Raw genomic sequence first — 12,629 nt, 5'->3', positions numbered from 1 at the left:
CAAAACTAATAAAATTTTTTGATAATAAGGGATAAAAGTGTTTTTTTTAGGGATTCTTATTTTTAAATTAGCAGAATCCAAAGTACGGGATTGTGTTAGGGACGGTTGAGGATGGAGAGTAGGGGATGATAACTTAATCTGTAAATATATTTGCGTGTAGCTCTCCAAAGTAGACAATGGCTCTCCAAGGCGTTGTAAGTGGGGGATTCGTTCCTCGGTGAGCAACAACCTTTTCCTCGGTGGGGAACGGGGCTTTCCTCGGTGAAGAACGATGTGTTGGTCGGTGAGGACGAAAACGGTCGGTTTCCGTCTTTTTCTTTTATATAGATTTATTACTTTCTCTTTTTCTTCAGTTCCTCTGCGATTCTCCATTGTAACGCAGCTTCCACTTCCTTTCCTGCTTTCAGCAAAGCGTCACCAAATAGTTCATGTGCACCGGCATGCTCCGGTTTCAAGCTTGTCGCTTTATCCAGGTCGGCAATGGCCCCTTCCGTATCTTCTGTTTTTAGTCGAAGTTTTCCCCGGTTATAAACAGCTTTGAAGTTTGCCGGATGAAGATTTACAGCCGTATTGAAGCAGTTCTCCGCATCAAAATACTCTTTGTTGTTAAAGAGCGTGATACCTTTTCGTATCCAGGCATCCACGTAGTTCGGGTCGAGACTGAGCGCCTTGTCATAGTTGGCAAGGGCGGCACGTGCGTCATGTGCCTGAGTGATACACTCATTGCCCATTAACAGATACTCATGTGCGTATTGGCGCAGACGTTCCTGCTGTTCCTTCATCTGTTCCTTGAGCTTTTTATTCTGTTCTTTCAAGGTGTTGATGACACCGAGTTTCCGGCGGATGAAGCGGCGCGGGACAGGCTTTTCTATATCATAGCGGGAATGAATGGCACGGAAAAATTGTTCCAGACACTCTTCCATATCCCCTTTGTCGAAAGCACGTGCGGCTGCGGCATATTGTACATCTGCCTGTGCTTGTTTCAATGCCTTGTCAATGGCTTGTCGGTTATTGAAACGTCCCGCAAAGTTCACAATCTCGGGACGGACGAAAACATCTGCCCTGTTAATCGGTTTCTTGAGTTGGATACCATCCAGTGATGTACAACGGCTGAGTGCGACATACGCTTGTCCACCGGCGAATACTCCGCCTGTGAAGTCAATGACTACTCGGCTGAAAGTCAGTCCCTGGCTCTTGTGAACAGTAATAGCCCATGCCAACCGGATAGGATATTGGGTGAAGCTACCCAGTACTTCTTCCTCAATCTCTTTCGTCTTTTCGTTGTAGCGATAGCGGATATTGCGCCATGAATCCCGTTTCACGTCACATTCTTTTCCGTCGTCAGTGATAACGTATATCGTTTCCTCTTCCTCATCAATGCCGGCAATAACGCCAATAGTACCGTTTACCCATCGGCGGTCGAAATCATTCTTGATAAAGATAATCTGTGCGCCGGGCTTTAGTACAAGCTCTTGTGAGGTAGGCAAACTGCTTTCGGGAAAGTCTCCTTCGATAACTCCTTCAAAAGTAATCGGTTCTCCCGGAAGTTCGGCCAGTTTTTTTTCATTAATCGAATCTACCGTATCCCTTCGGGTAGCAAGCGTGATATACATATCCGCTTCCGCTTCTTCAATCTGGCTTCCGTAACGGGTATTCAACAGTTGCAAATCCGCAGCTCCGGCAGTATTAGTACGAATGTGGTCAAGGACACTGACAAAAACAGGGTCAGTCTGCCGGTAAACTTTTTGAAGCTCGATAGACACCAAATCTATCTGACCGAATACCCGTGCAGAGAAAAAGTAGGGAGTAGGGTAGAACCGGTTCAATATTTCCCGCTCATCGTTCTTTACGACAGGTTCCAACTGGAAGACATCGCCTACCAATAACAACTGTTTTCCACCGAAAGGCTCACGTAAGTTATGGGAATATACGCGCAGGATACGGTCGATGGCATCAATAATATCCGCCCGCACCATTGAAATCTCGTCAATAATCACCAGTTCTATCTGTTCCAGTAACTTCCGGTGCGGTTTGGTATATTTGAAAAACTCGTGGATGCGTCCCCGTTGCAGGCTGAGGTTTGGGTCGTCAGGCAATAGCGGATAGAAAGGAAGTTTAAAGAAACTATGCATCGTGCTTCCCCCGGCATTGATGGCGGCAATACCCGTCGGAGCAAGTACGACATGTTTCTTTTTCGTATTCTCGCAGACGTAACGCAGGAATGTAGATTTCCCTGTCCCTGCCTTTCCGGTTAGAAAGACCGACTGGCGTGTATATTGAATCAAGTTCAGGGCATCCTGAAACTCAGCGTTGTTAGTGTCTACGCTCATTCTTGTAAGTATAGTAAATCCTTTTTATTCAATGATTCCGAAATGTTTCATCGCTTTGCTGATTCCATCCTCGTCAATGGGAGCCGTCACGTAATCGGCGGCGGCCTTTACGTCATCCTTTGCCTGTCCCATAGCTACTCCGATAGCGGCATGGCGAAGCATACTGATGTCGTTTCCACCATCTCCGAATGACATCGTATCTTCCAACTTAATATCAAAGTAACGGATGATTTCATCAATCCCCTTTTGCTTGGTATCCCCTTTGGCAGTGACGTCGGCAAAAGACGGATACCAGCGCCCTATCTCACAAGTCGGGATAAACGGGCGGATTTCCTTTTCTTCTTCCTCTGTGATAAAAGGTGTCATTTGTATAATCTCCCTGCTTGTCGCTTCTTCAAAAGAAACAGTCGGGATTACATTCACGTGCAGAAAATCATAGAATATCTTTTTCACCATCTCGTCAGGCTGGCAGACGGATATATTATGTTCCTCTACAAAGATGCAAGGTACCCCCTTCTTCTCGCAGAAAGCACCCATTGCTTTTACTTCTTTTTGAGGGATGGCACTTTTATAAATAACTTGCTCTCCGACAAAACAATAAGCCCCGTTCATGGTAATGTATCCATCTATGAGATTCCGGTCTTGTAGTTCGGACAGATTGTTGATGATGGCTTTCGGGCGTCCGGTAGCGATGAATATTTTATGCCCTTTTGCGTGGGCGGCTTCCAATGCCTCAATAGTAGAAGTCGGGATGCGGTGAGTCTCAAAACTGACCAGCGTTCCGTCTATATCAAAAAATAATGCTTTCGTCATAAATTCCTTTTTGAATTGAATACAAAAGTACTATTTTTCTATGTAAATAGCAATTAGGATACTTCTCTTATGCTTTTTTAGTCTTACACATACAGAAGAGGTAATTCTTCTTTTCTCCTACGGTCGCCTGAATGATAGAACTAATATTATTCTTCAAACGGATTTTCCTTGTATTTCTCCCCATAAAGTTGCTGATATTCTTTTTGGAAGCGCTCATAAACGCTTTGTGCATATACTTTCTGTCCAAGTTTTTTAAGTGCCTTTATTTTGAACATCAGTGCGGTTTCGCTCATTCCGTCGAATGAGAAAAGTATATCAGCCAGTACAATCACCTTTCTGGGTTCATTATTCGTTTCTACGATAGGAAGCAGTTTCTCTATGATACGGATAAAAAGCTCATCATGATTTATCTTGATATAACCAAACCACTCGTAGTGTACAAAAGCTGGCAATAAAGTACCTCTTTGTAGCAAGCCGGTAAGCTGTTTCACTTCTTTTTCTTGAGGTGAAGCAACCTGCTGCAGCGTTTTTGCTATACTCAAGGCTTTGAGATAATCACAATAAAAATTATCTCCATACACTATCTTCCATTTGTCGTTTGAGAAAACAAGTTCCACTCCTTCCAAGTCAGTTAGGATATTTCGTAGATGATTAATTGTGACGTTACGTATATTTTTGGCGGAGGTTGTCGTTTTTTCCGGCCAGAGTTGAGCGGACAGCTTGTTAGTACTAATACCCTCCTGACCGTCGTACGAATGAAGCAGTACCAGAACAAACATTTGCTTAATTTTAGGTCCAAAGCGGTAAGCAATCTCATTACCCTTGGCATCGAACACTTGGAAATCTCCAAACAAATAGATGGCATTGATTTTTATTGGAGTACTGACCGGTGCATCTATTGGTAATTGGGGAATATTGCTAGCACTTACCTTATCGGCAGATGCCTCATCTTCAGGAATGCTCTGTGTCACTACCTCTTTTTTATTTCTTCTTTTTATATAATAGTAGCCCACACTAAGAATCAGAAAGAAGGCAATTCCTCCGATAATGCAATAAAGGTAAGCCCGGCTTGGACCATTATCATCGTCTGCATTCCATTTTTTAAGCTCCTGATAAGTAATAGGAGGAGCGTTCAACTTATAGACACTAATCTTCGCTTTTGGATTATTATCTTCGCTATACCGGATGATGGCATATAATTCATTGTCTTTCGGATTATTAAACAGGTATGCCGTTGACAGAATACAGTTCGTTTGAAAAACGATCTCGTTGGAGACAATGGCATGTTCCCCTGTCTTCACGTCAAACCGGTGCAAAGAGGCATTCGTTGTTTTCCGGTCTATGCACAAAAGATAGATACACCCCTTTTTACTGTCGAACACAAGTCCGCGGGTCGGAATAAAGTAATTGTCGGGAAACGCTCTGCTCCACAACTTTTTGACGATATGCTTGGAAGTATCAAACAGATACAGGTCACAGAAGAAATCCTTGCCAAGCTCCTGTTTGCCCGTCTCGTTGCCCACTCCTCCGAATACAAAAAAACTTCCCTTTACAGGACCTTTACCTGCTACGGTGTGCATACGGGGATAAATGACATCGCCCGTAAATTGTATCTCTTTCCATGCTCCATGGTCGAAGTCATACTGATAAGTCAGGTTTGAATACTGATAGTTGCCATACCCGCCGAAAATATAGAGCGATTGACTTGCCTGATCGAAAAAGTAAGCATGATGGTGCAACGGATTGGAGAATTGAGGAGAAACGATACGGGTGGGCAGATCCTTATCCGAAATAGTGGAGAAGAAAGGACCGGTTTGTCCGCCAATATCCGCTAAGTTATAGAAATAAGTCTCCTGCTTATCCGGGTTATAAATAGCCTCGCCCGAATATCCCGTTTGCGTGCCCACCGTTTCTTTGAGGTATTCGGTCAGTTTCAGCGTGTTGATGTCGAACTTACTTATATTATTATCACCTACAACTAATATCTGCCGGCCCGGTTCGTCAAACGCTATTCCGGCAGCCGCCGAACTGGTGAACGTACCTATTTCCTGCCAGAAGAACTGTTTGTTAATCTGCCACGTGGGATTGACCACTGTTCCGTGCAACTTGTTACCTGCCTCATGCACCAGCTTTCCATCCGACTCCGTGAGTGGGAACAAGAAAGAATGAGAAGCCTCATCCCGCACCATAATATTTTTAATCACCATGACAGGCACTTCCGGAATCGCCTTGATATTGGCACCGAAGATAATATTCGCCTTAGACGGATTCGGAATAGTAATACCATCGAGCGAATATTTCTGCCCGTCGATAGTCACTTCCGCTTTCTGGTGCTGAAAGTCCAGCCGCGTTTCTACATGCAGCCATTTGCGTGCACCGATAGCTTGAGGCGAGACGGGGATTTCGAGAAATTGCTTTTTATCCGTAAGGCTGTTGATGACGAACGATGAACTGCTTTTATCGCGACCGATATAAGCAAAACTATATGGTGCGGCCTTATCCTCATACACCCATATCTGTCCGAAACTCTCATGGCTATGAATGGATAAATCGAAAGAGATCGTTACAGAATTGGTGAATGAAATATCGTTCCCACTGAATAAGTCTAAATAAGTCTGGGGAGTCTCTCTTGAAAAGAGCAGTCCTGCCCCTTTTAGCGGTTGAAAAGAAAGAGCAAATATGGCAATGAATATAAAAAACTGGTATGTTCTCTGCATAATCAAACGACGTTTTAGAAATGCGTTTCAATGCAAAGTTAGAAATTTCCCTCATGTATTCCTAATAATTCAGTTTAATTCTCTTGGGTGATTGCCTGACATCTACCTTTTTATGGAGTGATTAATGAAATAAAAAGCGCACTAATCCGAAAATTAACCCCCTTTTTTTTGCTTTGAACCTATTTTTGTGTCATCGAATTGATGAACCTATATAATACTAATTAGAACATGATGCCTATTTCTTCTGACATTGCTTTCCGCCATTCCCTTTGCCGTCCGTTCATGCTGCTTTTGGCATGTGTCCTGTCGTTGGCTGTATGGCCCCCGCTCCGGGCGCAGGAAAAACCGGTAGGGAAACACATTGGCTACAACCGCTATGGCAATCGCCTCTATCAGGTAGGAGGCCAGATAGATGTCTATCCCCGGAAACAATTGGCCAAACTGTATTCCGGTCAATTTCCCGCAGATGCCTTTGTGCCTTGGAGCAAGACAATTTACGACCATAAGTTCGAGATTGACGAGCAAAAGGTACGGACTAAACATTTCGTCTACCGTTCACACGAGGGATACGATCTGGAAATGTATATCGACCTCCCTGCTTCAGGTTCCGACTTCCCGGTACTTTTTCATATCTTCGGTGGCGGATGGACTTCCGGCACGCCCGAACGGGTGGAAGTCATTTCTAAATATCTGGCTTCTCTTGGGATAGCAGGAGTGCGGGTGGGACATTCGTTGTCCACTCATCCGGGTGCCACCATCGCACGCGCTTTTGATGATATCAACTACGCCCGACAATATGTCTTTCGGCGTGCCGCCGAGTGTCGGATAGATACTACCCGCTACGGATATGTGGGAGGCAGTTCGGGCGCGCACCTGTCGGCCGTATCCGCATTGCGCGATCCTGGGACTAATGTGTTGGTCGGTTTTGCCGGCGTATACGATTACAATATGTTTGGTGGTGACGATAAACCCTATTTCGCACCCAACACCGCCGAGTTCAAACGTGAAATATCACCCGCGTCCATGATTCCGGTTTCAAGCCCGGCTGTTTTTCTCGGACATGGGTTAGGCGATTTTCTTGTGGGATATGTGCAAAGTACTAACTTTGCTTCCTGGCTTGCTAAACAGGGCCTTGAAGTCGAACTTCACCTTTATCCTTATTATTCCCATGCATTCAATCATCCCGGAATTACAGATATGTTTCCTAAACTGATGGATGAAGTGGAACATTTCCTGCAAATTCATCTATGAACGGAACTTCGATACCGTTCGTTGGCAGATGAACACATTTGCACGAAAAAAGCCCTTTTCGGGTAGGATTAATAAAATAAAAGTGGGAGGTAACCTATAAATTAACCCATATATTATAGGCTCCCGGATATCTTTGTCTATATAAACTAATGCCACGATGAAAAAGAAAAATCTAATTAAAACACTCTTCTTAATAGGAATGCTGCTGGGAGGAACCATCTCACCGGTAGTGGCTTCCTCTTCACCGGATAACTGGTGGCCTGTTCAGAAAAGGCCCGGTTACATCTTGAAATGTACACTGTCCCGACCCGGTGATATCCGTGAGATGAATGTTGCCCAATCCTTATGCGGACTTGCTGCCCAAGCTGTAAACGAGGGTATCGGCAACGAGGGACTTTGGGTTGAGAATCGTACACCGGATTATCAGCTGTATTATAAAGCCTGGCTGAAACGCCTCAAAGTAAAGGAACGGGGTGCCCTGAATACCTGGGAAGTCGTGAAACGCTTTCAAAAGCAAGGCTATATAAAAGGTTACATCCTATATGATTATAATCGGAAAGACAACTCCATCAGTCTGGCAACCGCACAGGCCGGCATCCTGAAAGGAATTCTGGTAGATATAACGCTGGAAGAACAGGCAAAAGCGTCTGGCTTGCAGAAATTGTATGACGCCAGCAAGGAGAATCTGACCCAGGCTTGGTTTGACGAACACAAATCCCGGATGAACAATAACTTCATTGTCCTGACCAATCCGTCGATAGCCAACAATCGTGATTATGCCATTGCCCATAAGGGAATGGTTTATTACGGCGTGGACGAATTGCTGGATACTATACTGGAGTGGGTACGCCCCTTGTCACCGGTGATAGGCTGGAATAGCGGGCCGGAATTTCAGCACATCGCCCCCTGTTCCTACTGGGGATTAATTAATACAGCTTCCGACTGGTGCATGAATCTGCCCATGCTCTCCATCACCGGCAATGAAAAAATAAAAAAGATTAAAACTGTTAATCCGGCCCGGATAAATTGGGAGTCTGATGCAATTTATCATTCCTTTGTGATGAGCGACGGAGATAATATGCAGTGGACATTGGGTAGTTTTATCAATAATCCTGATTTTTGGAGCAACGAACATAATGGCAAGATTCCCATGTCATTCACCACGTGTATGGTCAACCTGTCAATGGCTGCTCCCGATGTGCTTAATGTACTGATGAACAGTCAGCCACGAAACGTATCGCTTGCCGAATATGGTGGCGGATACTATTACCCCGACCTTTTTGCTTCAAAGCGCGCCGACAGAGAGGGACTGTTGCGGAGTTTTGCCCGTATCGTGAATGTACACATGCAAAAGATGGGTATCAAAGCATTTGGTTTCATTTGCCATAAGATAGATTCGAAAGAAGCCCTGGATGCATATCGTGTCTTTGCCGAAGAATTGGAGGGAATAGCCGGAATGCTTGCCGTGCAGTATTCTCCCTATAATGGCGGATACGGTAAAGTGTTTTGGGTGAAAGACCGGAAAGGGAACGATATTCCGGTGATTTCCGCACGCGGACAGATATGGGCTAACCAGGAAAAAGAAAAGTCCGGTACTCCCTCGCAGATTGCAGCAGTAATTAATGAAGATGCGACGAATAAAATTCCCGAGGGCGAGATAGCGTGGACCATTGTTCATGCCTGGTCGCGCTTTGAGAAAGAGTCGAAAGACAGTATTGTCAGTGCGCCGCAGAACAGCCGTTCGCCGAGAGGAGTGACTCCCGTGTACTGGTGTAAGCAGTTGCTGGACAAAAAGGTACAGGTAGTGCCGATAGATGAGTTGCTTTGGCGGTTAAGAATCAAACACGTCAATAGAGATTCTGCCATAAATTCTAATTGAAAAACATTAAAGTATACACATATATGGAAATTAACAGACGAGATTTCATTACTAAAGTGTCTGCTATTGCAGCATTGAGTGTCCTGCCTTCGTCATTTGTAGCCGCTATGGGCAATGAGAAGGTAGAGAAGGCCAAGCCCAAGTATCCAACATTGAAATGTGATGTGGTGGTAGTCGGAGCCGGTCCCGGTGGAGTACCTGCTGCCATTGCGGCAGCCCGTCAGGGAGCTAAAGTAATATTGCTGGAAGAGGATAATATGCCTGGAGGAGCCCCGGTCGATATGTATGTTCCCTTTATATGCGGTGGTCCCAGGGTGGGAGTGTTTCAGGAGATGATTCAGGTATTGAATGCAAAACACACCATTGGCGGGCGTACTTGTGAGACGTTCGGAAAAACAGGCAGTGACGGAAAGAATCACTGGTGGATGCCCGGTTCTTATGCGGAAGTGATTTATCAGCTTCTCGAAAAAGAAGAAAACATCACGCTGATGTGCGCAGCACCCGTTGTAGGAGTAAAGCTCAAGACCTCCGGCAACAGAAACCAGGTGACCGGAGTGCGCATCATGCGTAATGGCGATTATCAGGATATTGATGCGGCAGTTACCATAGATGCCACCGGCAACGGACTGATTGCCGATATGGCAGGATGCGAATATATGTTTGGCAGCGAAGCCAAGAGCGATTACAACGAGCCCGTAGGCATCGAAGTGGCCGATGGTAAGGTACAGCCTTGTACCTGGATGCTGATTAGTGAAAGAATCAAGCGCAATGCCATACTACCTATTGATAAACTGAAAGGCAGCAGTGCTGTGGAAGATAACCTGAATCGTTGGGTGAAAGCCGACGATAAGGAGGATATGATCCGGAGAGACGCCGGCATCTATCTGCACTGGGGACGGACTGTATATTGCAAGGATACCCGTGATCCTCTGTTGCTGGCACAAGCCCAGCAGGAAGCATTGGAACGCCTGCAGGAAAACCTCGAAATCTGGCACGAAGCCGGATACGCAGTACATCTGGCTCCGAAGCTGGGCGTGCGCGAAGTGCGCCGCATCAAAGGCGAGTACGTGCTTACAGCCAACGATCTCATTGCCGGAACGATGCATGATGACGTGATAGCCCACGCACACTATTCGTTCGATGTGTGGGGAATGAAAATTCCCGAAGAGATGAAACATATCGGCCCTTATGGCATCCCCTATCGCAGTATTCTGCCAACCAAGACCGAGGGGTTGCTCACTGCCGGACGTATTATCAGTGCGACACGCATTGCTCACAGTTCTCTTAGAGTGCAGCCTATCTGTTCCAACATCGGAATGGCAGCAGGTACGGCAGCAGCTATGTCCGCCTTGAATCAAACCGGACTTCGTTCCATAGATATCAAACAACTACAAGACCGACTTGCCTCAATGGGGCTTTTCGATGGTTTAAAAAAGAAATAAGCGTACGACTATGACAATGAATAGAAGACAGTTTTTGAAGAACATGGGAATAGGTGCTGCTGGTGCAGCTTTGCCCGGAGTCTCCATGTTTGCCGCGAATGAAGCGATGAATCCCCAAGATAAATCCCTGTTTAAATTGCCCGAATTGCATTGCGATGTAATCGTAGTGGGTGCCGGACCGGCAGGTATACCTGCTGCCGTTGCCGCTGCCAGAGAGGGAGCCAAGGTGATTTTACTGGAAGAAGATATGATGCCCGGAGGAGCTCCGGTGGATATGTATGTCACATATATGTGCGGTGCACCCCGTGTCGGTGTATTTATCGATATGGTGCGCGAACTGAACCAGAAACATTCACTAAGCATTACCCCCAGCAGCACGTTCGGACAATGGGCATGGGATAATAAGCAGCATTGGTGGTTGCCGTCGTCATTTGCGCAAGTCGTTTACGGCATTATGAAAGCGGAAAAGAACATCACGTTGATGTGTGGTTCGCCGGTTGTGGATGCAGTGGTCGAGACAAAAGGCAACAGCAACAGAGTGACCGGCGTCTGCGTGATGCGTCAAGGGATGTTGCAGAAAGTCTCCGCACCGGTTACCATCGACGCCACCGGTACCGGACTTCTGGCAGCCAAAGCCGGTTGTGAATACTTCTACGGCAGTGACGCCCGCAAGGACTTCAACGAAAGTATCGGACTTGAAAAGAGCGACGGTAGAGTGCAGCCATGTACAATGATGTACATCAGCCAACGCACCCGCAGTGACGCGGAATTTCCCCGCCACATATTCAAGACCGGTGTACTCGACCACGACCAGGAAAAGTGGGTAACCCAGCAGACGGAAGAGGAATTCCGGAAGATAGACTCCGGCATATACCTCCACTGGGGAGCAACGGTAGAGTGTACTGACACTACCGACCCGGTATTGGTAGCCGACGCGCATCGTCGTGCCATGAAAAAGCTGGAACCGCAATTCGAAGCCCTCAACCGGGCCGGATACGTCACCCATGTAGCCCCGAAAATAGGAATCAGAGAATGCCGTCGTATCAAGGGAGAATATGTGTTGACAGTAGATGATGTACTGAAAGGAGTGATGCACGATGATAAGATTGCTGATGCCTGGTACTCGTTAGACCCGTGGGGAATGAATGTAGACCCCAAAATAAAGAACAGCGTAGGACCTTACGGCATCCCGTACCGCAGCTTGATTCCCGTCAATACCGAAGGATTGCTGACAGCCGGGCGTATCATCAGCGGAACCCGTCTGGCAATGAGTTCTTACCGGGTGCAACCGATATGTGCAACCATTGGCGAAGCAGCCGGTACGGCAGCAGCGATGGCAGCTTTACAGAAGACGAGTGTGCGCAATCTCGATGTACGCCGCTTGCAGAACCGCTTGGACGAGAAAGGTCTGTTCGAGTGGTATCGTCATGTGAATATGAATGTGAATAATAAACCATGGAAAAAATAAGAATAAGTATGAACCGTATATTTCTTTTGATATTAGTATCAATTTTCACAGTCTCCACAACCAGTGCTCAAACCTCTTTCCTGAAGAAACTCAAGAAAGGTGAAAAACAGACTGTTGTGTTCTACGGTGCCAGTGCAGCCATCAATACCTCCAACCGGGTTTGGGTGGACCAGCTTCGTACCAGACTCGAACGTAGATTCCCCGAAAAGATAACGTTCTACAACTGCTCGAAGTCGGGAATCGGCTCTTTCTGGGCAACGGAAAACTTCAAGGACTCCGTATTGAGCCGCAAACCCGATTTGCTGATATTCGGCTTTTCGGAGAATGATGCCGTGACCCGTTTCAATAATGCTCCCTGGTATTCGGGAAAGTGTGCGGAATATATGGTTGACAATCTGCGGGCGCAGAATCCCGATGCCACCATCGTATTGTATATTCTTTCCGAACGTCCGTTGGGACAATCGGCGGAGACTCGTCCCGAACTGGCTGCATTCAATGCTTCATGTCGCGAAGCTGCCAAGAAGAAAGGTATCATTCTGGTCGATTACTCGGTAGAGTTTAACAAGATCTACGATGCCGGAGGAGAAGAAGCATTAAAGCCATATCAGCGTGACGGTATTTTGCCTACCCGCAAAGCGGCTCAAGAAATTCTTGTACCGATGATGTGGGAGGCGATATTGGGACGTGACAGTACAAAGAAGTGATTCATCAGTTGAAAACATCCTATAC

At 46.3% G+C, this 12,629-nt stretch carries 8 protein-coding genes; 5 read left to right on the top strand and 3 right to left on the bottom strand.

The annotated features are described in order from the left end of the window. Window positions 1-332 precede the first annotated feature (332 nt). From AB5443_RS13365 to AB5443_RS13355, 3 genes are all read right to left on the bottom strand, one after another. Window positions 333-2,330 (bottom strand): tetratricopeptide repeat protein, encoded by a 1,998-nt coding sequence (locus AB5443_RS13365; protein WP_195405863.1) that lies wholly within the window; start codon window positions 2,328-2,330, stop codon window positions 333-335. A 24-nt stretch (window positions 2,331-2,354) separates the two neighbouring features. Then, window positions 2,355-3,143, bottom strand: a complete 789-nt coding sequence (locus AB5443_RS13360; RefSeq protein ID WP_277133024.1) for a Cof-type HAD-IIB family hydrolase — start codon at window positions 3,141-3,143, stop codon at window positions 2,355-2,357. Between the two features lie 146 nt (window positions 3,144-3,289). After that, window positions 3,290-5,860: a kelch repeat-containing protein gene (locus tag AB5443_RS13355; RefSeq protein WP_277133026.1), complete on the bottom strand. Its 2,571-nt coding sequence runs from the start codon at window positions 5,858-5,860 to the stop codon at window positions 3,290-3,292. A 228-nt stretch (window positions 5,861-6,088) separates the two neighbouring features. Between AB5443_RS13355 and AB5443_RS13350 the strand changes: the two genes are divergently transcribed. The 5 genes from AB5443_RS13350 (at window position 6,089) to AB5443_RS13330 (ending at window position 12,604) form a co-directional block, all read left to right on the top strand. Further along, window positions 6,089-7,111, top strand: coding sequence for an alpha/beta hydrolase (locus AB5443_RS13350; RefSeq protein WP_277133028.1), 1,023 nt, complete (start codon window positions 6,089-6,091; stop codon window positions 7,109-7,111). A gap of 157 nt (window positions 7,112-7,268) precedes the next feature. Next, a complete protein-coding gene (locus AB5443_RS13345) occupies window positions 7,269-8,990 on the top strand; it encodes a GxGYxYP domain-containing protein (RefSeq protein ID WP_277133029.1) in 1,722 nt (573 codons plus the stop codon). A 23-nt stretch (window positions 8,991-9,013) separates the two neighbouring features. Next, window positions 9,014-10,432 (top strand): FAD-dependent oxidoreductase, encoded by a 1,419-nt coding sequence (locus AB5443_RS13340; RefSeq protein WP_022139118.1) that lies wholly within the window; start codon window positions 9,014-9,016, stop codon window positions 10,430-10,432. A gap of 10 nt (window positions 10,433-10,442) precedes the next feature. Then, window positions 10,443-11,900, top strand: a complete 1,458-nt coding sequence (locus tag AB5443_RS13335; RefSeq protein ID WP_368113921.1) for an FAD-dependent oxidoreductase — start codon at window positions 10,443-10,445, stop codon at window positions 11,898-11,900. A gap of 8 nt (window positions 11,901-11,908) precedes the next feature. Beyond that, entirely contained in the window at window positions 11,909-12,604 is a 696-nt protein-coding gene (locus tag AB5443_RS13330) for a GDSL-type esterase/lipase family protein (protein ID WP_022139116.1), read from the top strand. The last annotated feature ends 25 nt before the right edge of the window (window positions 12,605-12,629 follow it).

Source organism: Bacteroides sp. RTP21281st1_H5_RTP21281_210402 (genome assembly GCF_040918965.1).
In the GTDB taxonomy this organism is placed as follows: Bacteria; Bacteroidota; Bacteroidia; order Bacteroidales; family Bacteroidaceae; genus Bacteroides; species Bacteroides congonensis.
Note: the sequence above shows the minus strand (reverse complement) of the source record. Positions and strands in the feature narration are given on the sequence as shown.